The 25,818-nt window shown below is 32.7% G+C and carries 20 protein-coding genes; 4 read left to right on the forward strand and 16 right to left on the reverse strand.

Annotated elements, in window-relative coordinates; all coding sequences use genetic code 11:
• Positions 1-964: 964 nt before the first annotated feature.
• The 3 genes from BHF71_RS08260 to BHF71_RS08270 all read right to left on the reverse strand — a co-directional run bounded on the left by BHF71_RS08260 (position 965) and on the right by BHF71_RS08270 (position 6,296).
• Positions 965-1,312, reverse strand: coding sequence for a hypothetical protein (locus BHF71_RS08260; protein WP_069657192.1), 348 nt, complete (start codon positions 1,310-1,312; stop codon positions 965-967).
• Positions 1,313-3,018: 1,706 nt separating this feature from the next.
• Positions 3,019-5,676, reverse strand: a complete 2,658-nt coding sequence (locus tag BHF71_RS08265) for a phosphoenolpyruvate synthase (protein WP_069657193.1) — start codon at positions 5,674-5,676, stop codon at positions 3,019-3,021.
• On the reverse strand, positions 5,676-6,296 hold the full coding sequence (locus BHF71_RS08270) for a TetR/AcrR family transcriptional regulator (protein WP_069657194.1): 621 nt from the start codon (positions 6,294-6,296) through the stop codon (positions 5,676-5,678). The genes BHF71_RS08265 and BHF71_RS08270 overlap by 1 nt, the downstream gene beginning before the upstream one ends.
• A gap of 171 nt (positions 6,297-6,467) precedes the next feature.
• Here BHF71_RS08270 and BHF71_RS08275 point away from each other — a divergent pair, with 171 nt between their 5' ends.
• The gene (locus tag BHF71_RS08275; protein ID WP_069657195.1) at positions 6,468-6,746 is read left to right on the forward strand and encodes a hypothetical protein; all 279 of its coding nucleotides are present in this window, start codon (positions 6,468-6,470) and stop codon (positions 6,744-6,746) included.
• A gap of 55 nt (positions 6,747-6,801) precedes the next feature.
• Here BHF71_RS08275 and BHF71_RS08280 read toward each other — a convergent pair whose 3' ends face one another.
• From BHF71_RS08280 to BHF71_RS08305, 6 genes are all read right to left on the reverse strand, one after another.
• Complete coding sequence (locus tag BHF71_RS08280; RefSeq protein WP_069657196.1) at positions 6,802-7,191, reverse strand: DUF1259 domain-containing protein; 390 nt, start codon at positions 7,189-7,191, stop codon at positions 6,802-6,804.
• A gap of 70 nt (positions 7,192-7,261) precedes the next feature.
• Positions 7,262-7,546 carry a DUF2325 domain-containing protein gene (locus BHF71_RS08285; protein ID WP_069657197.1) on the reverse strand — a complete coding sequence of 95 codons (285 nt, stop codon included), beginning with the start codon at positions 7,544-7,546 and terminating at the stop codon, positions 7,262-7,264.
• A 233-nt stretch (positions 7,547-7,779) separates the two neighbouring features.
• A complete protein-coding gene (locus BHF71_RS08290; protein WP_069657198.1) occupies positions 7,780-8,709 on the reverse strand; it encodes a hypothetical protein in 930 nt (309 codons plus the stop codon).
• An 87-nt stretch (positions 8,710-8,796) separates the two neighbouring features.
• Positions 8,797-12,345 carry a UvrD-helicase domain-containing protein gene (locus BHF71_RS08295; protein WP_069657199.1) on the reverse strand — a complete coding sequence of 1,183 codons (3,549 nt, stop codon included), beginning with the start codon at positions 12,343-12,345 and terminating at the stop codon, positions 8,797-8,799.
• Positions 12,345-15,623, reverse strand: a complete 3,279-nt coding sequence (locus BHF71_RS08300) for a PD-(D/E)XK nuclease family protein (protein WP_069657200.1) — start codon at positions 15,621-15,623, stop codon at positions 12,345-12,347. The genes BHF71_RS08295 and BHF71_RS08300 overlap by 1 nt, the downstream gene beginning before the upstream one ends.
• Positions 15,624-15,722: 99 nt before the next feature.
• On the reverse strand, positions 15,723-16,046 hold the full coding sequence (locus tag BHF71_RS08305; protein ID WP_069657201.1) for a hypothetical protein: 324 nt from the start codon (positions 16,044-16,046) through the stop codon (positions 15,723-15,725).
• A 176-nt stretch (positions 16,047-16,222) separates the two neighbouring features.
• On the opposite strand from BHF71_RS08305, the gene BHF71_RS12145 reads away from it, so the two are divergent.
• Both BHF71_RS12145 and BHF71_RS08310 read left to right on the forward strand, forming a co-directional pair.
• The gene (locus BHF71_RS12145; RefSeq protein ID WP_176717342.1) at positions 16,223-16,384 is read left to right on the forward strand and encodes a hypothetical protein; all 162 of its coding nucleotides are present in this window, start codon (positions 16,223-16,225) and stop codon (positions 16,382-16,384) included.
• Positions 16,381-16,605 (forward strand): hypothetical protein, encoded by a 225-nt coding sequence (locus tag BHF71_RS08310; protein ID WP_069657202.1) that lies wholly within the window; start codon positions 16,381-16,383, stop codon positions 16,603-16,605. The genes BHF71_RS12145 and BHF71_RS08310 overlap by 4 nt, the downstream gene beginning before the upstream one ends.
• Before the next feature lie 31 nt (positions 16,606-16,636).
• Here BHF71_RS08310 and BHF71_RS08315 read toward each other — a convergent pair whose 3' ends face one another.
• The 6 genes from BHF71_RS08315 to BHF71_RS08340 form a co-directional block, all read right to left on the reverse strand.
• Entirely contained in the window at positions 16,637-16,921 is a 285-nt protein-coding gene (locus BHF71_RS08315) for a hypothetical protein (protein ID WP_069657203.1), read from the reverse strand.
• Between the two features lie 214 nt (positions 16,922-17,135).
• Entirely contained in the window at positions 17,136-18,560 is a 1,425-nt protein-coding gene (locus BHF71_RS08320) for a glycosyltransferase family 2 protein (protein ID WP_069657204.1), read from the reverse strand.
• 42 nt (positions 18,561-18,602) lie between these two features.
• The gene (locus BHF71_RS08325; RefSeq protein ID WP_069657205.1) at positions 18,603-19,862 is read right to left on the reverse strand and encodes an SLC13 family permease; all 1,260 of its coding nucleotides are present in this window, start codon (positions 19,860-19,862) and stop codon (positions 18,603-18,605) included.
• Positions 19,859-21,007 (reverse strand): sulfate adenylyltransferase, encoded by a 1,149-nt coding sequence (gene sat / locus BHF71_RS08330; RefSeq protein WP_069657206.1) that lies wholly within the window; start codon positions 21,005-21,007, stop codon positions 19,859-19,861. Before sat ends, BHF71_RS08325 begins: the two co-directional genes overlap by 4 nt.
• A 25-nt stretch (positions 21,008-21,032) precedes the next feature.
• Positions 21,033-21,632, reverse strand: a complete 600-nt coding sequence (gene cysC / locus BHF71_RS08335; protein WP_069657207.1) for an adenylyl-sulfate kinase — start codon at positions 21,630-21,632, stop codon at positions 21,033-21,035.
• A gap of 72 nt (positions 21,633-21,704) precedes the next feature.
• On the reverse strand, positions 21,705-22,454 hold the full coding sequence (locus BHF71_RS08340) for a sulfotransferase (RefSeq protein ID WP_069657208.1): 750 nt from the start codon (positions 22,452-22,454) through the stop codon (positions 21,705-21,707).
• A 199-nt stretch (positions 22,455-22,653) separates the two neighbouring features.
• Here BHF71_RS08340 and BHF71_RS08345 point away from each other — a divergent pair, with 199 nt between their 5' ends.
• The gene (locus BHF71_RS08345) at positions 22,654-23,676 is read left to right on the forward strand and encodes a glycosyltransferase (RefSeq protein WP_069657209.1); all 1,023 of its coding nucleotides are present in this window, start codon (positions 22,654-22,656) and stop codon (positions 23,674-23,676) included.
• Between the two features lie 24 nt (positions 23,677-23,700).
• Here BHF71_RS08345 and BHF71_RS08350 read toward each other — a convergent pair whose 3' ends face one another.
• The gene (locus BHF71_RS08350) at positions 23,701-25,806 is read right to left on the reverse strand and encodes a glycosyltransferase family 4 protein (RefSeq protein ID WP_069657210.1); all 2,106 of its coding nucleotides are present in this window, start codon (positions 25,804-25,806) and stop codon (positions 23,701-23,703) included.
• Positions 25,807-25,818 lie beyond the last annotated feature (12 nt).

Below are 25,818 nucleotides of genomic sequence, written 5' to 3' on the forward strand. Positions count from 1 at the left end.
AGCTCTTGTTGTTAATTTTTTAACGTATTTGTCTTGCTTCATTTCTTCTACTTTTTGTTGTAATTTTACAGAATTGATAGGAGCTATCCATTTACCAAATGACGAAAATAGTGTATCCTTGTCCATAAGCATGGTCCTTTATATTGGATTTGGACAGGGAGCACCTGTACTTCCATTATAAAGGATTTTTTTATGAACTAGTGATTATTAGAAGAAATATTCTGACTACATTAATGCAACGCTAGTGATAAAACATATATACAAAATAACAAGAAACAGTATATATACATACACTACATAAGACTCAGTACTATAAGATACACATAGTAGATAATAGTTCTATATAGATATTCTATCTAATAGATAAATGAATTGATTATGCTACTCTTCCCCCCGCCATTAGCGATAATAGGAGCATAAGGGAAATATGATTAAATTCTTATTGTTCATATTTATTGAATTTGTCCTAATTAGATATTACTTATTAATCTGTTGCTTATATCTATTATTGATATTTCCTATTTGTATTGATAATTTTTTAATGCACCGTAATGCACCATTTTAGATATCTCAAAATATTTATCGCCCCCCTCCCATTCAAAATAAATGGCGGGGTGGGGAAATCTATTAGAAACATAAAAAGGAACCTTAAAGAGAGTATATATACACCTTAAGGCTCTATAGTATACTGTATTAGATTGTAGTATATCTTCTACTTACTGGGTTTTTAATAATTTGCTTAGGGTTCTTTCCCCTCATTTTTTCTTCAAAAGTATTGTGGTGCGTATTTATGATAGGTGGGTGGGGATTAATACTAAATTTACTAAGCTTATATGGACTATGTTTGTCTTAGTAAAGGTATTGTAATCATTCGATATTGGATAGCCCCGCCCAAAAGAAAAGGCGATGCGATGGCTAATTTGCCATTACATCGCCTTTGAATGTAAGCTATTTGTGTATAATATTAGTCTCCTACAGCAATAAGGTTTAAACCCTTTTCCATTGCTTCATTGCAGAAGTCTATCAACTCTGTTGTAAACTCAATAACTTCATCTATCATGTCACTTGAATTTGACTCTTTTGCCGCTATGTCATTTTTGATAGATATTGCTATATCACGAATTACTAAGACATCATCACTCGTAATGCATGTATCAGCGTATGGGTCAATATCAACCAACTTGCTTATATCTTTCGAGAAAATATCTCGATTTTTCGAGAGGAATTGCTGAATTTCTTCTGAGAACTCTATTGCATCTTCTGCGTATTCAGCTGATTCAATTCCTTTACCAATTACAAAACTAACAGACATCACAACCTCCTATTTTTTCGGGAATGCAGTAATAACATTACCAGCTTCATCAATAACAACTTTCAATGTGTGTAGTGGTTTACCTTTCTTGTCATAACCAATAACTGCATCATAAGTCTGCTCAAATATATAGCCTGCTCTATCGCCAGTATTTGGTTTAACAATTGAGTTACCACCGGTTAAAACTTCATCAATTCCACCAAGAACGTCAAAGTCTGAGCTAAACTTACTTTTGAAAGAATAACCTGTTGAACCATACCCATGTCTCTTGAGAATATGGTCTGTATAAGTTGCATCATCTAAGTTATATTTCTTTGCAATGCTAAATACTTCATCAAGCTTACTCGTCCCTTAGAACCTAATCTTACAGCACCAGTCTCATCTTTTAATATTTCTGCAGCTTCTTCTACTCTCTTATTGACTATCCCTTTTACTTTTCCTAATAGTCCCTTTAATACTCCTTTAATCTTTTCTCCTTGTTTTACAACTTCTACTACTTCATCTGCGTATTTTATTGCTCCTATTACTGGTATTAATCCTATTACATCAATTAATGTTTTCCCTGCATGTGACCATGTCCATTCCCAATTCTGTATGTCATATGTGATGTCTCTTATATCCGCTACTGCGTCTAATCCTAGTATGCCTAGTCCAATTTGTCCTGTTGTTCCTAATAGTGTTACTTCATCTGTATAATTACCTAAGACTATTTGCTTTCCTGATGCTTTAAGATATTCTAATACTTCGTTTATTAGTTTTGTATTTTGCTGATTTTTATCTGTTTTAGGTTTTTTTAAAGATGAATAACTAACTGTTTTATTAAAGGTTACATTTGTTGACTTATCATTTGCTTCACTATTTCCATCTGCTACTTCTTTTCCAGGTGTTTTACTTTCATGGATTTCAGATTTTACAAGGTATACTTGCCAATATCCGTCTCTTACTTTTACTTTCTTTGTTACCTTGTATGTCTTGTAATATCCTCCACCTGAATCTACTACAACCTCTTTTTTATAACTAGTGTCTACCCATTTCTTGTATCCAGATTTGACATACTTTCTTTCCCATTTGCTCTCCCATTTATAATATCCTTCTCTTACTAGCTTTTTCGTCCACTTTGTTTTCCTTACCCATTTTGTCCTATATTCTACCTTCCAATATCCACTGGTTACTTTCTTCCATGTGTAGTAGTATTTAGTCTTGTAATAGCTTCTATCTACCCAATACTTCCTACCTGTCCACCATGAGTATTTCCAGTATCCTCTTTTTACTTTGACTTTATAACTTTTCTCAACTTTTTTCCATTTGGACTCTGTTACCCATCTCTTATATGGTCCTTTTTTAGCTTCCTACTCCATTAAGTGAATTGATGATTCTAGTAAATACATTCTTCACCTCCTTTTGCTAGGATAGTTGGTAGTTCAAGTTCTGAAGTTAACTTTACGCTTCTCATTACTAGTCTTGTTTTGATGCAGTAGGTTATGTCTATGGGTAAAGATGTTTGTTTAGGTATAATGTACCTTTTTTTGTTTTAAATGTATATATATTTGCAGTAAAATACTGTTTTTTTGCATTAAGCGGTAAAAAATATGTCGAAATTATTTCCGATTAAATAAAAAAGAACCCTTCGTTATAATGTTGAAAGGTTCTTCTTGCCTTTATTTTTTATAGGTGAGGAGCCGTTTGGCACAGTGTCTCATTATTATTTATTCATCTAGTATCTCAACATATCCTTTGTTACCATTGACTCTAATATATTGGCCATCTTTAATTATCTTTGTGGCGTTCTCAACTCCAACAACAGCAGGAATCCCATATTCTCTGGCCACAACGGCTCCATGTGTCATTAACCCGCCAACTTCCATAACCAATCCTGCAGCAGATAAGAATAAGGGAGTCCAACCAGGATCAGTAAAAGGTGCAACTAATATTTCTCCTTTATTTAATTGACCTTGATCAGGACGAAGTAATACTTTTGCCCTTCCTTCAATAACCCCTATGGAAACAGGTGAACCAATAAGCGCACCTTGTGGGGCCTCAACTTGGTACGTGCCAGTAATTATTTCACCATCGCTAGTGATTACCCGTGGTGGGGTTAATTTAGTAAATTGTTCAAATTCTGCCTTTCTCTGCTTGATTATTTCAGTAATCTTTGATTTTGAAATATTACCATTAAACAACTGATTTAGCTCATCTAAAGAAAAATAATAAATATCCTCTTTGTCAGTTAATAATCCAGTTTCAACAAATTCCTCTGCCAATTCTAAAATAGTTTTTTTATAAATCCCCATAATTTGAATAAACATAAATTTCCCATGTTCACGTATTCCCATCAAATTACGAAAGACATTTATAAGTCGAGAGATAATTTTTGCTTTGAAAAATCCCATCGGTCTTTGTCTGACTCGATTAATCAATGTTTTTGCTGCCTGCTCTGCTTCTTTTTTACCTTCAATAAATTTTTCTCGATGTTCTCCTGGCTGGTAACTCTTAATTTGACTTACAATTGCAGGGAAAAGTTGTTTAGGGTCTTCATACCACCGTTTTTTTGTGATATCGATTTCGCCAGAACATCTCATACCATATTTCGCTAAATATTCTTGGAAAGCACGATCAAATTCTGGATTTACATCTGAAAAATTAATATTCCCAACACTATCTAAGTTTTCATCTTCTAGATATTTTATTAATTCTGGGGTTTTTCGGGCAATATCCGCCACATCACCTAGGGCCAACCCCATTTCGCTGGTTACATTCCCCGGTAAAGACTTATTCAATTTTTCAACCTCAATAGCATCACCTAACCATTTTTGTGATAATTTCGCCAATATTTTCGATGCCCCAATCCCAGCTGCTGGGTAAGGAAAAATATCCTGGAGAAATTTCATAAATACAGATCCAATCCCATCTTGAATTGCCAAAATTTTTTGTTCTTTAGGAGCTTTCGCTAATTTTTCCTTAAATTCCACAACACTTTGCTCAATATAACGATCAGCTTTATCTATCGCTTGGTAAGGGTTCCGAACAAACATATTCAAAAAAATATTAGTAATTACTGGTATAAAATTTTTTAAAAACGCCCGGCGAACTTTAGCATCTTTTTTTATCTTTTGTAGAAATTCTGGCCTATTTACAAACTCCTTGAGGGCACTTCCAATCAACTGATCTAATTGACCAAGTAATTCCGGTATTATAGTTTGCATTCGCTTGATGGTAAATAAATTAGTTAAATCAACAAATAAATGTCCACCGGCGGGAAGAAGTACATTACTTTCTGCTTTATTATTTCCGGGTTTGCCAAACGGAAAAAAAGTACGTAAAACTGAGATACCTAGTGGTTTGATAGCTTCTGTCATCATTTGCTGGTGCCCAAAAGAAAAGAAAACGTGTAACCTCTCATCGTCAACCTCTGGAACTGGATAAAGTGAGGTAATCGGTCTACTTTGTACTATGTAAAATTTCCCATCAAGTAAGCACCACTCAATATCTTGTGGTTTCCCATAATATTTTTCAATTTCTTTCCCGATTTTGGCCAACTCGATGATTTGTTGGTCTGTCAATGCTTGTTGTTTTTGAAATCCTAAATCTAATTCTTGCTTGGTGGTTCCACTATCTTCATTAGGAAGAATTGCTATCTTTTTATCAGCAATTTGTTTTTTAATGATTTTATTATTACGAACCTGATATAAATCTGCTGAAACCAAGCCAGATACTAGTGCTTCACCTAAACCAAAGTTAGCATCGACCGAAACGATTTCCCGATGACCTGTAATCGGGTCAGCAGTAAACATTATCCCTGACACTTCAGAATTCACCATTCTCTGAATGACCACCGATAGTCTCACTTTACGATGATCAAAACCATTTTTGGCCCGGTAAGCAATTGCTCGATCCGTAAATAATGACGCCCAACATTTACGAACATGGATAAGTAGTTGATCTTCACCTTTTATGTTTAAATATGTATCTTGCTGTCCTGCAAATGAGTGAGAAGGTAAATCCTCAGCTGTTGCACTAGAGCGAACCGCATAAGCGTAATCTTCACCGATCGCTTGCCAAGCCTCTATAATATTTTTTTCTACATTCTTTGGAATGTCTAAAGTAAGTAAATGTTGGCGAATCCGGCTACCAAGCTTTGACAATTGGTCAATGTCCATCATATCTAAGTGAGCTAAATCATTAAAAATATCTTCCATCTCCGAACTATTTTTGATAAACTCATCAAAGGCCTCAGTTGTAACACAAAAACCTTCTGGTACAGAAAAACCAGCTCGTGTCAGTTCACCCAAATTAGCCCCTTTACCTCCAACTAATTTTAAACTATTCTTATCGATTTCTTGGAAAAAAAGCACATCTTTCTTCATTAGTCTTCCTCCTCTCTTTTCATTGCACCATTTAAAAACAAATCGATGATTAAGTCGATTTGCTCATCTGATAATAATCGTAAACTTCCCTTTTCAAACTGTACGATAATATTAGCAAACAAATGATTTTCAAAAAAATTAACTAATTGTTCTAATTCGATGTTTGATCTTAACTCCCCATTTTCCTGACCAAACTTAATAATTTCTGCCAATATATTTTTTGCACCACTCCGAAAGTTATCGTTAATAAATGCTTCATGGAAGTTACGCAACCGAAATTTTATTAGCGCTTGCATTATGTCCGGTTCCATATTAAATAAATGTATTACCTCGCGAAAAAAATAATTAAAACGAGCTTTGGTATTTGGCAATAATTTTATCTTCTTTAGTAACTCGCTTTCCTTTTCCTTAATACTACTTCGGACAAATTCAGCGATAATAGCTTCTTTGGCGGGAAAATAATTATATAAAGTTCCTTTAGCAATATCTACTTCTTCAGCAATCTGCTCCATCGTTATATTCTTGACCGAATTTTTTTTGAAAAGCTCCATTGCTATATTAACAATTTTGACTCTCATCGCTGCTTTTTTGCGTTCTCGTCTTGTTAACGACAATGACATTGATCAAGCCTCCACATATATTTGCTTCAATCTTATCGAAAAAAAAATAAACTTACAACATTTTTGTATTTAGTATATTTTTATACGAAGTTCAATTTTAAAAATATTAATGTACCTGCACCAAAATTTGATATATTATTGTAGTATCACATATAGAATCGAGGGATGGCCTTGCAAATATTACTAATCTTCTTGTTATTTGTTTTTATTGGTATTCTTTTAGCTTTTTTGATAGATCGAATAATTAAAAAAAGAAAGTTCCTAAGGTACTTTTTTTTCATAGTGATCTTTTTAATTGGTGTCTACAAAATTTATTATGCAAGATCGGTAATAAATGGAGAATTTACTGCATTAGGTATAGCTTTACTTGGAATCTTTATCGACATCACTGCTTTGTCGGGATTAATTTATACTCTTACCCTTGATATTATCAGGCGCTTAAAAAAATAATCATAAAATTAAAACTTCTCAAAGTGACATTTGAGAAGTTTTATTATTGTCTGAATTATTTAATTAATCTCATCGCTTTTCTAATCTTTAAGGCAAAAATTATTGGATTATCGACAGACTGAAAATGTATATGGGTTAAACGTGGGTTTGTATTTAGCCAGTGATTATGCAAACTAACTTTAATTCCACTTTTTTGCAATTGGTAGACAAAAGGGATTATTTCTGACTTTAACACCACAACTTGACCTAGATTTAAAGCTCTACCTTTACGGTCAATCAACTCGAAAGAGAACCTATGGTAAACTACCAAAGGAGAATTGGTTCTACGTCCGAAAATAGTAACTTTTATATTTTTTCGCTTGCTTACTGAGCACATCTCATCGGTCATTTCCAATGAACCACCTAGTAATCTTGCGAAAAGTTTACAAAGTCTTTTATTCTTCAACTAATTTCACTCCCTTCAATTTCTTAATTTAGATTATGAGGAGTGAATTTAGTTGGGAACGGTTATTGCCCTACGATATTTTTATGTCTTGAAGAGAAGTAGAAATACTACTCCAGGCTCTCTTGGAAAAATAAATTGGTAGTGAATTTTCTTTAGCTCTCTCTTTAACTTTTTTTGCTAAATTATGATTAACGTAATCAGTAAGTACCAATACTACGTTGGTTTGTTTCGGTATAAACTTTTTTATATCCGATACTTTGCGTCCTTTGATATGTAAAATACTTTGAAAACCCATTCTATATAACTTCTTATCTATATTCCCTAGATGATCTCCTCCAACTATGACTATTGACATTCTTATCTCCTCCGCACCTATTTTAATGATAATGATTATCAATTTCTTTTTATAACTATGTTAATATATTAGATGCTATTTGTCAATTGGCGATCTTTACCTCGGGCTTTAATTGGGTTTTTTTGATTATTTTATTGATAAATAAAAAGGACTACCTAGGTTATCAACTTCTTTGATAACCAAAGTTAGTCCATTGTAAACATTACTACAAACTTATCAATACATAATTCACCTTAAGAAGCTTCATAAATACTAATTGAAGCCACTTTATCATTCTCAATTTCGAATTTTATAGCAAACCAAAAATCCTCAGTGGAATAGATTAAGCTATCCATACCTTGCCAATCATAAGGTGGTTCCCCGTAACGATTAATAACTTCCTCAATAGAACTCCCTACTGAAATATTACGATATGTGGTTACAGTTCCAAGTTCATTGGTTTCGATAAACTGAATATATGGCTCTTCATGTTCTAAGATCGTATGAATAGTAATTCCCCTATAAACCATCGCTAAATCATAGCCATACATTTCGTCATAAGATAAATAGCTTTTATAAGGATCTCCGAAGCGCTCTAGCACTTCATCTATCTTGGAGCCTAATAAAACACCTTCAAAGCCTAGTTCAGTATAGGTAACTGGTTCGCCATCTTTAGGTGCTGTTTTATTTGTTACTTTAGGAATAACCCCTCTAGAATCTAAATATTTTACCAATTTAAAATTAACAACCTCATTTAAATCATTAAAGGTTAAGATAAACTGATATCCCTTAATATCTTCATATACCCACTCTGTCCTTTGTCCCCATTCGTTTTCAGTAGCATTGATCACATCAGGTGTACCCAAAAGTCTTTCTGCCTCTTCGTTAGATAGTCCCATTTTAAATCCAGGTATCAGTTGTTCTAAAAAAACTTGAGGCTCATCAATAATATTTTTCGGAAATGCTTCATTAAATGTCAATCTTTGATTATCAATCGAAGAAGAATCGGGTGTTTTACCTTCTTCTTTTGGCTTCTCATCTGTAGGTTTGTTATCAATTTGTTCTTCCTTAGCAGGTTGAGTTGTGTTTGAAGAATCTGGTTTATCATTTTCTATAGTATTACATCCAGTAAATATTATTACAATTAAACTTAGAACTATTATCATCTTAAATAACCATTTCATTTTACCCCAGCCCTCCATGTAATAATTCTAACCTAAAATTAAGACTCTTAATTAAAAACAAAGTTGCTATATTTAAGAAAAAATATTTTAGCAAAACTCTTTCATTGGGCAACGATAACATTGGCCTAGGTTTTGCTGAAAATCTTCTAGCGACATGGAATTGTTTATTTTAGCTAAAATGTCCTCTAAAGATAATTCCCACTCGTTCAAACTATTTTTATTAATGTTAAATTCCTCAATATGATTATGGCGAATAAAATATAAGACCCCACTGTTTGGTATAAAACCGAAGTTTTTCATAATAGCCAAAGCGTAAGTCATTATCTGTGATTTATATTGTTCAATATTTATCTCTTTGTCAGTCTTGTAATCTACAATCGTAAATTTTCCATCTGGATATACTTCCAGCCGGTCGATGGTACCATGTAATTTGCCGTTTTTCAATTGGAGAATAAAGTCATATTCAGTCTTTATCTCCACAGTTTGGATTCTGTTAAAGAATCTACTTTTCACAAAATTATTGAGGTACATTTTAACTTCTTCTTTGAATTCCTCTAAGTTCTTCTCACCGACCAATTCTTTTGTTAGTCCGTAATTCCAAAGCAACTTCAACAGGTATGAATCCCACATTGAAATACGGGATGGAAAAATAGTTACATATTCTAACAATTGATGGACCAAGGTACCCTTTAACATCGGAGTTAATTTCATAAGAGAAAACTCCTCACCATCGCTGTTTGCAATAGATTTATCATCGGAAAGATCATCAACATTCTTTCCCTGTAACCAATCAATTGATTGATATAATGAAAGTCGATCGTAGTAAAAGTAGTACCTAGGACATTGTTGATAACGTTTTATTTCTGAAATAGAATACACGTTGTCTGGTGATGTTATTTGAATAGGACTAGTATAATCTATCATATTAGAGTTAGGTTGAAAAGAGTTTAAGCTAGAAAGAGGTTCTTTAACAAACAAGTTATCCTTCTTTCCAACAATAGATTCTTCCAATTCTTTATAGTAAATAATCTTTATTTTAGCGATGTCACCATGTAAATTTTTGTACTCCCAAATTCGATCTTCAATGGATATTCGCTGATACTGAAGAACTACGTCTAACCACTTACTCCATGTATCAGCTTGTAAAACATCTTTAACCTCAAATTTCCCCTTTGTATCTTCTATTTTACCTGAAAAAATCAATTTTTTCTCTGCTCTCGTAGCTGCAACATACAATAAACGTACAGCTTCTTCACGTTCTAATTTTTTCTCATTTTTAGCCACTAATAACCACCTGATTGGTCCTACCCATTCTTCATCAATATGAATCCTGCAGGTTAAACCCAATTTAGCATCAAATCTAATTAATGAATCATCATTTACAGGTCTTCTAGATAAGTCAGGGACAAAAACGTAGGGGAATTCCAAGCCCTTTGATTGATGTATGGTCATCAATTTTACCGTATTTCCTGATTCTGATTCAATTGCAGCCTCTTTTTCTTGTAGATCATCTGCTAGCATCTTCTTAATTCGCTCCATAAATTCAAAAATTGAATATGGATTATCTCCCGGGAAATTTTTAGCTAACCTTATTAATTTATCTATATTTGCAACAGCTTGTTTTCCATTTGGCAGCGCCAGAAGAATTGCTTGATAATTAGTTAGCTCGATGACTTCTTCTAATAACTCAAATACCTTGATTCTCCCTAACTTTTGCTTTATAGACGTTATCCACCAGATAAAATGTTGCAATTTTTCTTGTTCTGCTTCGTTTACTTCTGAAATAGTTTCTCCCCATCTACTAAAAGGTTTATTCCATACTTCCTTTGTCATAATCTGATAAAGGGTATCATCAGTAATAGCAACCAAAGGAGAGCGTAGGATTCCCGCCAAGGCAATATTATTCGAAGGATCAGTTAAATATTCTAAGATATTGATTAGATCGTATATCTCTTGTTTATGGAAAAACCCTCTACCTCCAACAACATAAAAAGGTATCCCCTTTTTAAATAGTGCCTGTTCGTAGACCTTTACATTGGACATTGATCTGAAGAGGATCGCTATTTCCTTTGCTTCTATCCCTTGCTGAAGAAGCGATTTTATTCTTGTTGCCAGATATTCAGCTTCTTTTTCACGGATATTTTCTTCATCATTACTATCAAGATAAATTGGGATAAATTCCACATTATCTTGTTCCTTTGAAACCTCTCCCATAGCAATAGCTTCCTTATAATAATTAGGAGAACTAGGGTCATTGGACATGATTTGACTGAAAAAAAAGTTTACAAATTCGATTATCTTAGGATCAGAGCGGAAATTATAGCGTAATGGTGCTATTCTTCCAGCATTTTTAACAATTTCTTGTTCCATCTCCTTAAATACATATACGTCTGCTCCTCGAAAACGATAGATGGATTGTTTTGGGTCACCTACTACAAACAACTTTCCTTGCCTAATCTTCCGATTTTCATCTTCTAACAATAAAGAAATTAATTTTTTTTGAATCTGATTGTTATCTTGAAACTCATCAATCATCAAAAAAGATGTTCTGCGATGAATTATTTTTCTCACTTCTTGATTATCAGATAATAGTCTTATTGTTTTAAGCTGCAGGTCATCAAAATCTAACCCATTCATCCGTTCCTTTTCTGTCTTGAATGATGAGTCTATTAAATTAAGTACCGAGTAGAAACTCAGCAAATATTCCCTTTCTAATTGGTGATAATCAATAGCTTTTAATTTTTCTCTGAATAAGTTAGCTTGATCATTAGCTTTTTTTCTCAGTTCCTTAACACTAGACCCAAGGTTACCTTTAGTCAATTCACACATTTCATCAATAACACTATTTAGAGCTGAACCCGTTTCCCTAGCTTGCAATATCTGTGATTTTAAATATGGCCACTTTTCTTGAAATACTTTGAATTTCTTCCCATTACTTTCGCCATAGTATAATTCATCTCCGGAAATTATTAATTCATCCCAATCAGTTAGTAATTGATATGGAGAAATATTAAAACTTTCTTCAGTTAATCTTTCAAGCTCTTTAATTTCTATCCCAGAGTTAGTAATTTGATTGTATAAATTTAATAACTGATTTACAGCACGTTTAAAACCAGCGACTTTAACCCATTGATATAAGGGAGAAATCCCCTTTAACTTCTCCGATTCTAAAATTTTCATCAGTTCTTTTTCTACTACTTCTGCTAAGATCCAGCTAGTTTCCGTACTATCTAGCACCTTAAATTCCGGATCAATATTAGCTTCAACAGGAAACTCTCTAAGAACTTTAGCACAAAAGGAATGAATAGTAGAAATTGTCGCTCTCTCTATTTTTTGAATGTTCTCTCGCCACATCATGGCTTTATCGAGTTGATTATTCTCTAATGCTTGATCTCTTCTTACTATCATCCCTTGTCTAACGCGTTCTTTCATTTCCCTTGCAGCCTTTTCGGTAAAAGTAATGGCCACAATTTCTTCAATAATGTTGGGATTTGAGTCAAAATATTTTTCAATAATTTTTAAGTATCTCTCTACCAATACTCTAGTTTTACCGGAACCAGCCCCTGCGGGAACGATACAGTTAATATTTAAGGTATCTACAGCGAATTGCTGTTCATCAGTTAATGGAAAAACCATTATTCCTCCTCCCTCATCCCTGATTTCACTCTAATTCTTTCCTCGTCTTTTCGACAGATTTTATTGTAAGAACAGTAACTTGGACATTCTACACTCGGCAAAACAGCAAAATTCCCTTTTTCCATCTCGATTATCAATTCCTCGAGTTTTGTTTTCATACTTTCTAGCCAAATATGCCATTCTTCCTCTTTTATTTTTGAGCCTACTCGATTACTAATTCCAACTTCACCTAAATACTGCTCCCTCCATATGCCACGATTTCGATTATCTGATAACTCGCCTTTACCATTTTTACTACCCTTAGTATAGTAGGCAGCACCAATCACCTGATCTAAATCGAAACCTAGTAAAGATTGAAGAACATATAGATAGATTAATAATTGCTGGTCATGTCCTTCCCGCACCTCTTTATTGCTTGGAGGGTTTCCAGATTTGTAATCATAAATTACAAATTGACCTTGGTCATTAACATCTACGCGATCGATTTTTCCCCTTATTTGAATCGAACGGGAATTTAAAGTTAATACCGCCTTTTCTTTCGTCGATTCTTTATCTACTTCCTCTCTCATTACCATCTCTTCATCATAGGATAATCCGAACGACAATTCCAGATATTTTGGATAAAAATAACTTGAACTCTTCCTTCTCCAAGTCATTTCGTGAATAATTATTTGTCTTATTGTTTGTTTAACTCTTTGCCAATCAAGGTCACTTAAAACTTCATTAATATAACGTCCTTCTTGATTGATAAAGGTCTGCCATTCTTCCTCAGCAATATCCATTACTAATCTAAGATAATCTTGTTCAAATTTGGGATCTATTACCTCCCCAGTATCTTCACGATATTTTGCAAAAAAACGTTGTAGTACTCGATGAATCAAATCACCTTTTTCAATCGATGTTAATGAATCCTGCGGCTCATCCCACTTCGTCAATCCCAAAATATTTTCAGCAAAATAGGCAAAACGACACTTATTAGCAACATTTAGTTGGGTAGTACTCCATACTTTCTCATTGATTAGTTGTTTGATCTGTTGTAGATTGGTATCCTCTTCTAAATAGCCATCATACCTAGATTTCAAGGATTTCCATCGATCAATTTCACTTTTAACACCAATATTTATTGTTCTTATTAAACTAGGATATTTTATTTGCAAAGTTTGAAGCTTAGATGTTGCTATTTCTACTTCTTCACTATCAGTTCCATAGTTTTGGAGATCATTGTATACCTTATTTATTAATTGTGTAGAATATACGCAACTATTCCAATCACGTGGTACAATATCTGATACTTCCAACGCCTTCACATCAATTGTTCCATTATTAAATAGTTCTAGCAACTCATCAATAAAAAATGAACGCAATAGTTCCTGCCCATCTTCAGTCCTAGCTGAATATACCAAATACAATTTCTTTTTTGCAGCAAGAACGCACTGATAAAAATGGTATTTTTGTAGATTTTCATAATCACTAGAATAATTTAAATGAAATCCATGCTTTCTCAAATTGTATCTTTCTTTATCAGGTAGTAACCAGTCATTTTTGATAGCCTTTGGAAACTCGCCATCAACTAATCCAAGTACAAACACTACTTGAAACTCTCTACCTCTGATCTGACTTGGTTGTAAAAGATAAACTCCCTTACGTTTACCTTGAGTAAAGTCATATTCTTTTTTTTCACTTGCCAAAACTAAAGAGTTAATCCAATTCCAAAAACTCATCTTTTCCGCTTTCACCAAAAATCGATCCATTAAAATCAATTCTCGTTTTAATTCCTGCCACACTTCATAAGCTTTGAGATCTCGAAAAGCTGACTCCTTTGTTGGATTAGCAATAAAATAAGATTTGATATTTTGGAAGACATCTAACTTTTGTTCCAACAAATCTAGTAATTCCACATAGCTTTGGTTATTTCCCTCAGATGGAATCAATTCCTTCAACTGAAACAACTGCTTCATTACCCTATCATAAGGTTTTAACGCTTCTTTTTTTTCTTCATTTTTGTTGATATATCTTAAAAATCTCTCATTCCACACATCTAGTGAAAGTGGAAAGGATAATTCCCGTAGAAGCATCATTAAACGTGAGGGATCGATTTTTCTATTAAAGTTGAAGTAGGGACTGAATATAATGTTCATCCAATCTTTCTTTATACCTTGTAATGCTTTTACTAAACTAATCATTGATTGAACGAAAGGATTTTGGATTAAAGGTTCTTTTTTAACTAAACGAATCGGTATTCCTGATTTTGACATTATTTGATTAATAGTCAATTGATACTTTTCTAATTGGGGCGCGATAATGGCCATCTTTTCTAGCGAAATCCCATCATTTATCACTAAAGATTTTATTTCGGCAGCAATATTTTCTATCTCTTGTTTCACACCTGATAAAGATAGAACCTTTATCGAATCCTGTCCATCAATCTTCTTTGGAAAGGTTGAAAAAAGATTCATTTTTAAATGTGATAAGGAATTTTTTATAGGAAAAAGATCATTTTCATTGGAAGGTTTTTCTTCAATATCAAAACCTAACTTGGATAAAAAATCGATCGTATTATATGTCCACTGATACAAATTTTTTCTTCGTTCATCAGTTGCTAGATGAATAATTACATCATAGCTATAATCCCCTAAACGGCTTAGGACTTCCATCTGTAGCGGTGAAAAATCATAAAATTGATCGGTAATGATACCTAAATATTCTTTAGCTATGAAAGCATCGCTATCTTTGGCTAAAAAAGAATGATAGGGTTCTTCATGATCTATGAAGGAGTATTTTTGTAATAGTTCTTGATAGGCTTGATAAATATGAGCTAATTCTTGGTACTTAGCCGAATTTTCTTGCCAAAGTGTCATTAACTGTTCTGAAGACACTCCTGAACGTTTCATCTCCCCAATCCAGATTTCCACCTTATGAAGCCAGCCAGTTTTCTCTCTAGAATCCGCATAATAATTTAACCCTATCCCATTGTGGACTTTTTCTACAGCCCTTTTTACGAGCAGCTCTTGTTCAGACGGTGTAAGTAGCTTTTTATTCTCGTTAGACACCAACCTTCTCATCATTTGGTCAAAGGTCATGATTTCAATACGTTTCATCAATGAGTTATGTTTAGATATAATAATCTCTTTTACCTTAGGAATTAAAGAAAAACTGGGAACAAGATATATCCATTTTTTGACATCGAAATCCCCTTCTAAAGACTCAACATTTAAGCTAATGGAATTAAGACCCGTTCCCAGTGGGATATAAATATCATGTAAAATCATTTTTTTCATAACAACATTTCTCCTCTAACCCCTAATCGTTTACTTCTTGAATAATCAATAAAACCAAACAATCAAGATAATACTTTTCCGGTAATTATACCATTATTATTAGGTATATAACATATGAAATAATGTCAAAAACCAGATAATCAACCAAGTGATTATTCGAAAAACCTTCCTTGCCACCTTATCTTCAATACCGTGATGATCACCACTCATTAGATAAGCTACAAATAATACCAGTAACAAAATACCGGAGATTATTTTTGAATTTAATTGTTCTGATAAATACCAATAGTAAGTGCCATGTATCAATCCTAATATCAATAAAATTGCTACAAACATCTTTTTACTACTAGTTTTGTTATTTTTAATAAATGGTCGGTCGATAATCAAATAAATAAGTAACAGAATAAACAATATAAATCCCATCGTATCTGTTTCTCCTTTTAATACAATATATTTAAAAAAACTACAAAAACTGCTATTAATGATAATATACCGATAATTTTCAACAAAAATACCCAAAAACAGCTCTTTATGAGTGTTTATTTTTGACGAAAGTGATGATAGAATATTATTGCAAAAATTTGAAAGGGGCTTATTAAATGGCTGTAAAGAGCGAGTCCTATCCAGCATATTTAAATGAATTTAGGACATTGAAATTAAAAGGCGTCATTCGTGATGTTCATAAATTAACAACTGATGAGTTGATTATCATCAAAAAAGAAATCGAAAAACTATTGACTTATGGGGATCAGAATAGATGAATGAAATAAATCCATTAAAGGCTCTAATTCAAATATATAAAGCATTAGATGAGTCCAAAATCCTCTTAGAGGATATTATCGACCAGATTGGTTCAGGATATGGAAAGAGACTTGAAGCTCTACCTGAGGATATTCAGGTTTTGGTGGAGAAAACACTTGAATTAACTCCCAAACAACGAAAGGCTCTGATGAGGTTTATCGAATCAATAAAATCTGATTAAAAAAAAATTGGCGACCATTGGTCGCCTTTCTTTAAGCACTCAATTTATGAACAAAAAGTTGAGAAATTAGATTAAGAGCCTCTTCTTTGTTGTTTACATCTTTTCCAATTCGATAACTAGCTTTCTTAACAAGGGAGCCTGAATCTTCGTAAACCGAAATTTCTTCGTATGTCTCATGTTCTACAGATCCAACTACCTCAAACTTCTCATTCAACTTATGTTTTACTTGACATACCTTCTCATAAATTACGTGAATATTCTCTGCTAAACCATCCAAACTAAACTCATGAAAATCTTGGATCTCTTTAACCAACATTTCACAACACTCCCTTAATAATCATCCCAAGGTTATTATATTACAATAGTAACCAAAAATATTGTGATAAATTTTACAAACTTATGAACTTCTCCCGGAGTATTCTATTAGAAAATAAACAAAAAATCAATACAAAGAAGCTTTTTCTAAATGTATTGTATTTTCAGATTATTTTTATTATTCTTGATTCAACGAGTGTTTATTGTGAATATATTCACATTTCTTTATTTCTAGCCCTTTCTCGTAATTCCATACTTAAATTCTTAGGAATATATAGGAAATCGCCTTTTTTTAATAAATGTGCCAATAAGATTTTATTGTTTTGATATTTTTTATTTATTAAAGAATTTAGCACCCAATCCCCCATCTTTATTAAATCTTCTGTCTTGTACAAACAAGGTCTTGGTGGGTAAGACCTTAAGCTTCTCATAAATTTAAAAGATGGAAAAATTTTGAATGATCTGAGACTGCCATAGGTACATATAATCTTTTTTCCTTTCCTTAATTCTGCTTCAGTTTTAAACATCAATACCTCTAAGGCCTCAGGATTCAACAATTCCTTTGGTGAAAGGACCATAAGATATTTACCTTTAGCAACGTTTAATACTTGTTCCATAATCTCCTTTTTACTTTTGACAGAAGATAAATTAAATACTCGATGTTTTAATTGATATTTATTTAAGTATGATTTTATAATTGCCATCGAAGCATCAGAAGAATGGTCATCAATAAATATTAGTTCAAAGTTTGAATAATTCTGATGAACCAGACTCTGCATAAAATATGAGAGATATTTGGCATGGTTTTGGAAGTAAATCACAATCGAGATTAATGGTAGATTGCTATTTTTATAATTCCCTTCTTTTATTGCCACCTTCCCTTTCTTATTAACGTATACTAGATAAGGCTCCTTCCATTCTTTTAAAGCTTTAGCTAGTAAATATTTGTAAATAGGTTTCCATGCATACCGATTTAAATGGGTAATGTTGTTTCCATGCTTTCTAACGTAGATCGTCTGTTTGTTTAAATAAGAGATTCGATATTTTCCAAGCAACTTTAAAATTGTAGCAATATCCTCATATAATCTGCCATCAGATGGATAATTAGTCACCCAACCTCCAACATCTAATAATGCCTGCTTACGATAAAAACGAGGAATTGGAACAAAAAAATTCTTGACCCAGTGGATACGATCAACAAATGGTTTTCCTTTGATTAAGTGATAGCTTGTTCCATCTTTAGTTCTCTTAACAACTTTATAATCGGAATATATTACTCCGATACTTGGATCTACTTTGTTGAGGTGTTCAACAAAATTTGAAAGTGCCCTTGGATGCAACCAATCATCACTGTCCAATTCCAAAATATAACTCCCTTTTGCTATCCTCAGTCCAAAATTGAGAATTTTTCCTTTACCCTTATTTAGATTAAATCCCTTGTAAATTATCCTCTTATCATTGTTAATCAAGGAGCGAATATTATCATCAATTGAATCAATTGAACCATCATTTAATATTATCAATTCCCAATTTGGATATGTTTGTCCTCTAACACTTTCAATCGCCTTTTTCAAATATTTTTTATGATTATAAAAAGGTAGAAGGATAGTCACAAAGGGAGCATGATTTCTATTAAGCATTAGAATACCTCTTTCTTACAAATAAGATTTTTATATTTACATTTACCCGTAGATAATTCCCAAAATAAAAACGGTAACAGCCATAAATATGAAATTCAAAGGTAATCCCACTTTAATATAATCACTAAATTTATAGCCGCCTGGTCGATAAACTAATAGATTTGTCTGGTAACCAATTGGAGTAGAAAAACTTGCCGATGCTGCAATGGTAAGAGTCATCATCAAAGGGGTAGGTTCGATGTTTAATTGATGTGCAATTTCTAAAACGACCGGAAACATAATCATAGCCGCACCGTTATTGTTAATCACTTCTGTAATCAAATTGGTCATGATATAAACAAAGAGTATAATACCGATTAAGCCAAATTGAGTAACCCATTGTAAAATTTTATAAACTAGATAAAATCCCGCTCCAGTTTTATTAAGAGCTACTCCAACCCCAAAGGAAGAGGCTATTAAGATTAATACATTAAAGTCGATAATATTCTTTATTTCTTTAGGACTGATTATTTTAGTTAATATTAAGATTATAACTGCTATTAATGCAGATTGAAACGTCGTAAAGATTCTAAAAGCCACCAAGAAAACCATCAAAATAAATGTTGTGATAACAATCACTGTTTTAAAATTTGTCATCCTTGGTCTTACAAAAGAAGAAATACTACTAATATCTTCTTGGTATTTGGTTTGAACTTGGCTTGGTAAAAGATCATATCCGAAGAAGAATAAATAAAATATTCCCAATATTGATGCTGGTACTCCTATTATCGACAATTGGAACATTGAAAAACCGTCCAATTGATTTTCTAACATCATTCCATGAACTACAAGATTTGTGGATGATCCAATTAAAGTTAACATTCCTCCAAAGATGGAAGCATAAGATAATGGCAAAAGGAACTTAGAAGGAGAAATTTCTTTATTATTGCACCATTTTTTTACCACTGGAATAAACATCATAGTAATTGGAGTATTATTTAAAAAGGCGGAAAACAACGATACAGGCAATATTAATCTTAAAAAAGAAATTTTTGGATTTTTGCTATTGTTTAAAAGAATCTCTATCAAATGATAAAATACCCCCACCTTTTTTATTGCATTTGTTACGATAAACAGTAATGCTATCGTTATTACACTTTGATTAGAAAAACCCCTTAATGCTTCTTCAGGTGCTATTATCCCCGTAAGAAGAAAAAGAGATAGTGTCAAGAAGATTATTATACTGGGTTTAGCAACATTTATGATCAACATTATCAACATTATAAAAGTTGCCACTAACACAAAGCCAATCTCGAATGTCATCTTTTCATTCCTTGAATTAGAATTTGTGCTACCTCTTTGCGCATAAATTCTACTGGGGGAATCTTTCCATCCTTAAGCATTTTTCTTACTTTGGTTCCTGAAAGGAAGATGTGATGTTTTTCATCATGGGGACAAGTTTTAAAAGATGCCATACTATCACATTTTCTACAGTAAAAACTATTTTCAAAAAATAAAGGAGTAATTCCTAGTTCTTCTTGAGAAAATCGTTCAAAAATTCTTTGTGCATCATAAGTTCCATAAAAATTGCCTACCCCAGCATGATCCCTTCCTACGATAAAATGAGTACAACCATAATTTTTGCGTACAATCGCATGGAATATAGCTTCCCTAGGGCCTGCATACCTCATTGCTGCAGGAAAAACAACTAATCTAACACGATTATTTGGAAAATAGTTTTTTATCAGAACTTGATAGCTTTTCATCCGTACATCAGCAGGAATATCATCTGCCTTCGTCTCCCCAACTAAAGGATTAAGCAGTAAACCATCAACAATCTCCAAGGCAGATTTTTGGATATACTCGTGGGCTCGATGAATAGGATTTCTAGTTTGAAAACCTACAATCGTCTTCCAACCTAATTCAGTGAACATCATTCTTGTTTCAGATGGGGTTTTGTAAAACGATTTAAAGTCATGGTGAGATAACGGATTCAATTGATATATTGGACCAGCAAAATATATTTCGCCCTTCGCATATATTTTTTGTACTCCTGGATGGGCTGTATCAGTAGTACCATACACATAATTAGCTTCCATTTTTTTATCATAGTTATACTTTTCTTCCAACTTTAATATACCATAAATAGTTCCATCAAGCCCTGTTAGAGCAATTTCTTCACCTACTTGATACTTTTGCGCTTCTTTTAATTTTACAGGTAAAGTTATTGGTATACTCCAAATAGTACCGTCAGCTAACCTCATTTTAGTTAAAACACTTTCATAATCAGCTTTGTTCATAAACCCTTTCAAAGGACTATAGGCACCATTGGCGATCAATTCTAAATCAGATAAACTCCAATCAGATAATACAATTGATGGTAATAGTTTTGCCTTTTTTAAATAGTTATAACGTTCCACTTTTTTTATTTGACGATCAATTAATATACCTCCATGTGGAGGGATCATGCTTTTCACCCCTTTCAAGCAAACTTTATACTTCAAATAGACCATTATCTACTAAATAGTCTATCAACCTAGTGACCATATTCTTAATAGACTCCTTATCTGTTTCTAGAATTAGATCAGGATATTCTGGTGGTTCGTATGGCGAAGAAATACCAGTAAAATCTTTAATTAATCCAGCCCGTGCCTTTTTATATAACCCTTTAGGGTCACGCCGCTCACATTCATGAAGGGAACATTTGACATACACTTCAATAAATTCATCAGTTTTAAATATTTTTCTCGCTTCATCACGATCTTTTTTAAATGGTGAAATAGCTGAGACTAAGACGACAATTCCGGCATCTACGAATAATTTACCCACTTCAGACAATCGTCTAATATTTTCTTTTCTATCTTCCTTGCTAAACTTAAGATCTTTATTAAGACCTAACCTCATGTTATCCCCATCTAGAATATAGGTGTTTACACCTCTAGCAAATAATTCTCTTTCTAGATGAACGGCCAATGTAGACTTACCTGATCCTGATAATCCGGTAAACCATACAATTTTACTTTTATGTCCATTTTTTCTCTGACGATCCTCTTTAGATATTAAGCCATAATGTTTCGTTATATTTTTGTTCATTTGAACACCTCAATAAAAAGTAAATTTTATTTTACTTATTTATATGATTACTACGGAATATTGGCACGGCTACTAATATTGAACCTGATACCCCAGTTTCTTCATAACTTGTTGGCATTTTTTTATGATAAATCTTTTCTCATCTTCAGTGATAGGTTTTTTGGTACTCCTCAACTTATGTTTTAATACCTCCTCGATATCTTTAACCGAAACCTTGGTTATTTTAGAAATCAATTCTAAAGTTACCTTGCTTTTATTAACAATATCCTCATAACGTAACAAAAAGGCATTGGGATCCTTCTTATCTAAATCAATGTAATAAGAGACATTCTTTTTCCACTTTTCTGTAAAGTCTTCAATCGTTGGATACCACTTACGATTAACGCTAGCGTAAGTATCTACAGGGTTTCTAACTAAGAGAAAAATCTTTGCTTCTGGATAGCATTTTCTAAATAGTGTCAATTCCCGTTCTCCATATCTAACTTCTTTAAATCCAACAAAATCGTGACTATCCTTATACTGATTATATAGATTATTAAAAAAGCTTTTTACCGATTGAATTATTGCTTTTTCAACATACGGAATATCCGGTGTCATACTTGCAATCCATTGATTTACGTCCTCACCATTATCAAAATAGGCATCCCTTTCTTTTTTACTATGAATAGAAAAATGTAGCAGATTTATATAAATGTTGGCAAAATCAGTTAAAGCACCACCATGTTCGCCCCAGATCAATGTTTCTTTCCTAGTATTACAAATTCTTTGTAACAAAGTTGAACCCATCCTATGTGTTGCAGAGGAAATGATAAGTTTTATCATTGATATCACCTCTTTACCATCCAATTTACCATTCACATTAGTATATTAATTAGGACAAAATTTCGTCTTAGGTATTCACCAATTTTGCTATGCATGTACTATTGACCACTTAAATCGATAAAAACGACCATACCAATGTAAGTTTTTGAAGAATAGAATATATAAAAACTTTGTTATGGACAAAACAAGGAGTGAGAAGATGGCAGTAATTATATACCCTCCCACATTAGATTGGAATTGGATGTTTCAACGCCCTCAGCAATTGATGAAACAATTTGCACTCGATGGACACGAAGTATATTTTTGTAACAAAACACAGTCATCCAAACTATTTTCTCAAGCTCTACCAAATCTATTTGTAGTACACAATAACAAGAGGTTTATCCAAGAAATTATCCCTAAGTTTAAAAAACAGAGAAAAAAAATCATACTTTGGTTTTCATGGCCTTTACAATCTCTCTATGTCCACCGGTATTCTCCCGACTTTGTTATTTTTGATTTTATAGATAATTTCCCTGAATGGTCTAAATATGTTAAAAATTCCGTACAAAAAGCTGATATAGTTATAACATCAGCCAAAAACCTTCAAAATTACATAGAAAAAAACTTTCCCAAAAAGAAAAGTTATCTGATCTCTAACGGCTGTGATATAAAACATTTTCAAAGATATAAAGACTCCCCACCAGAAAAACCTAGGGAATACCTACAGCATAATGGACCTATCATTGGATATGTAGGGGCTTGGGCACCATGGGTTGATACTAATCTAATAAAACAAGTAGCACAAGCATTCCCAAATGCATTAATCACCATTATTGGGACTGAATTCGGTAGAAAATTTAATACTTCTAGTAAAAATATCGTTTTTCTTGGGCATAAACCATACCAACAAATCCCCAGATATCTTTATTATTGTGACGTATGTTTGATTCCCTTTAAGATCAACCAAATCACTTCAGCAACAAACCCAATTAAGATGTATGAATACCTTGCGGCAGGAAAACCAGTTGTGTCCACTAATATTCCTGAAGCAAGAAACGTTCCTAATGTATTTGTCGGTAAAGACAACAATTCGTTTATCAAAAACATTAGCCTAATATTAAATAATAAGATTCCCATAGATTATAATAGGTCCAACAATTGGATTAAGCTTCATTCATGGCAAATGAGGTATTATCAAATTAAAAGAATACTTTCTAGTCATCGTAAAAATCTAATATGAAAACTGCATTAAAAAATCTCCCAACTAACTACGGGAGATTTTTGTCTTTATACCTAACTGGGGATAATATTTTTGGGGAGAATGTGTAAACTTTTTTAGCCAAGTACTATTAATTGTTAAATCAATCTTACTATTAATTTCTTTTGCTATCATCTCATCAGCAATAATAAAATCAGGAATAGAATATTTTTCAGTGTTCCAATCTAACCATTGAATCCTTCCAAAACTTAGATTTTTACTTAGCTCAAAATTTTTCACATAAATATATATTAGATCACCTCGACTTAATAGTGTGTTTATCAACTTACCTAACCCTAATATATTAGGTGGTAATTTCTCAAGATATACTTCCACCAAGCGTCCTTTTTGTTTTTTGGAAAATCCACCTTTTAGATGGTGGTCGATTAACTTTTCCCACTTCTTTATCCAGTTTTCTTTAGAAAATGCCTTGGCAACTTCAACACTACGCTTTTTAAAGTCAATTAATTTTTCTTTGTTTTCTAATAAATCAATAATCCCTTCCTTCAAGGCCTGAGGTTTGGGATCAATTAACAATCCATTATATTGATCGATTATTAAATCTGTTAGACCTCCAACCCTTGTAGCAATTACAGCATTACCACAAGCCATTGCTTCTAGACAAGATAAACTAGTTCCTTCACTATTTATCGTTGGTATTAGAGCAATATCGGAATTCTGATATGCCATCGCCATTTTTTTAGGTGGCAATGTATACCATTTTATTCTGTCACCCCATTTTTCTCGCTTCTTAAGTAAATGCTTAGTATCAGAATTTAAGCCTTTTCCTACAAAATGAAATTCTACATTTGAATAGTTTACCAAAATGTCATCTAATATCTCAAGGACTAAATAAAAACCGCGAGGTTTATAGAGTCTACGGGGATAGATTATAACTATCTTTTCACTTTTTTTATCGTAATTTTTTCTTGGAGTGAATTGTTTCAAATCAACGTAATTTGGAATAACTTTTATATTACGGCTTATTTCATAATTTATCGTTTGAAACCAATTGGCAGTGTTAGTATCGACAGAAACCAATTGATCACACAACTTTGCACTTTCGATAAATCTTAGATTTGTTTCCCAAAATTTATTACCTGAACTAAAATAATTTATGGGATTATCCCATGCTACACCATGACTAATGCCAATATTAGGATGAGCTACCTGTGGATAGGCCTCAAAGTAAGCAGAATAGATGTTAAGAAGCGTTCTTCCTTCAATTTGTTCGTAAAAACTTCGATTAAATCCGATTTGTTGGGGATTATCGATAAATAATGAAATCACATCAATATCTTTATATCTACGAACCCAAGGAAAATTCCCCTTTTGATAAACGTTTAAGATAAGATTTTTTTTGGAAAAAAGTTCAGCTAAATCTACTAAGTATCTTTCAGCTCCACCAGAATAGAAATCCTCACCATTGAAATCAAAAAAAGTAGAAGTCATTACAGCAATTTCGTCAGCTGGATTAATGTTAGCATATATTTTCCACCATAAATAATTATTATTTATTCTCTTTTCAAAAATTCCTACGATTTCAGATTTTTCTTGAGGCAGGAAGATTGCATTTTCCCCAAGTCTCACATATTTTTTGAATTGCTGATTGGCATAACTAACTATATCAGCATATTTTAAAATTTTTAGATTTTCTTTTAATAACAAATACTTTCTATTAAAGACATCATACCAAACTAACTTATTAGGTAATAAATCAGCAAATATCATTTGGGTAGAATGGGAAACCATGGTAATCACATATTTACTTCTTATGAATGGCAATAAATACAAATCATTATTAATAATGAATAAATTTTTCTCCAATTCTTTTATTAGATCACGTCCACTAGAGATTTCACAATAAAAACATAGGTATTTTTTACTAGCGAACTGCCTTAGAATATTTAACTGACGTTCATGTGGACCAGACTTTCTATCAGCAGGGTAAATAACGATCGCTTTGTAATTCTTATTTTTTACCAATTCAACAATTTTCCTAGTTTCCACTGGAAAAGGCTCCAATAAAATTCGCTGATAATTTTCTTTGATATTTTGAATATTCATTTTTCGCAAGTCACCTAGTACTTTTCTATTAGATTTTCGTTTCATAGCACACTCCTT

Source organism: Vulcanibacillus modesticaldus (genome assembly GCF_001730235.1).
In the GTDB taxonomy this organism is placed as follows: domain Bacteria; phylum Bacillota; class Bacilli; order Tepidibacillales; family Tepidibacillaceae; genus Vulcanibacillus; species Vulcanibacillus modesticaldus.

Coding starts and splice junctions, on each gene's coding strand:
- BHF71_RS08260 (WP_069657192.1), bottom strand. CDS start 1,312: ATGTCTGTTAGTTTTGTAATTGGTAAAGGAATTGAATCAGCTGAATAC.
- BHF71_RS08265 (WP_069657193.1), bottom strand. CDS start 5,676: ATGAAGAAAGATGTGCTTTTTTTCCAAGAAATCGATAAGAATAGTTTA.
- BHF71_RS08270 (WP_069657194.1), bottom strand. CDS start 6,296: ATGTCATTGTCGTTAACAAGACGAGAACGCAAAAAAGCAGCGATGAGA.
- BHF71_RS08285 (WP_069657197.1), bottom strand. CDS start 7,546: ATGTCAATAGTCATAGTTGGAGGAGATCATCTAGGGAATATAGATAAG.
- BHF71_RS08290 (WP_069657198.1), bottom strand. CDS start 8,709: ATGAAATGGTTATTTAAGATGATAATAGTTCTAAGTTTAATTGTAATA.
- BHF71_RS08295 (WP_069657199.1), bottom strand. CDS start 12,345: ATGGTTTTTCCATTAACTGATGAACAGCAATTCGCTGTAGATACCTTA.
- BHF71_RS08300 (WP_069657200.1), bottom strand. CDS start 15,623: ATGAAAAAAATGATTTTACATGATATTTATATCCCACTGGGAACGGGT.
- BHF71_RS08305 (WP_069657201.1), bottom strand. CDS start 16,046: ATGGGATTTATATTGTTTATTCTGTTACTTATTTATTTGATTATCGAC.
- BHF71_RS12145 (WP_176717342.1), top strand. CDS start 16,223: ATGGCTGTAAAGAGCGAGTCCTATCCAGCATATTTAAATGAATTTAGG.
- BHF71_RS08310 (WP_069657202.1), top strand. CDS start 16,381: ATGAATGAAATAAATCCATTAAAGGCTCTAATTCAAATATATAAAGCA.
- BHF71_RS08315 (WP_069657203.1), bottom strand. CDS start 16,921: ATGTTGGTTAAAGAGATCCAAGATTTTCATGAGTTTAGTTTGGATGGT.
- BHF71_RS08320 (WP_069657204.1), bottom strand. CDS start 18,560: ATGCTTAATAGAAATCATGCTCCCTTTGTGACTATCCTTCTACCTTTT.
- BHF71_RS08325 (WP_069657205.1), bottom strand. CDS start 19,862: ATGACATTCGAGATTGGCTTTGTGTTAGTGGCAACTTTTATAATGTTG.
- sat (WP_069657206.1), bottom strand. CDS start 21,007: ATGATCCCTCCACATGGAGGTATATTAATTGATCGTCAAATAAAAAAA.
- cysC (WP_069657207.1), bottom strand. CDS start 21,632: ATGAACAAAAATATAACGAAACATTATGGCTTAATATCTAAAGAGGAT.
- BHF71_RS08340 (WP_069657208.1), bottom strand. CDS start 22,454: ATGATAAAACTTATCATTTCCTCTGCAACACATAGGATGGGTTCAACT.
- BHF71_RS08345 (WP_069657209.1), top strand. CDS start 22,654: ATGGCAGTAATTATATACCCTCCCACATTAGATTGGAATTGGATGTTT.
- BHF71_RS08350 (WP_069657210.1), bottom strand. CDS start 25,806: ATGAAACGAAAATCTAATAGAAAAGTACTAGGTGACTTGCGAAAAATG.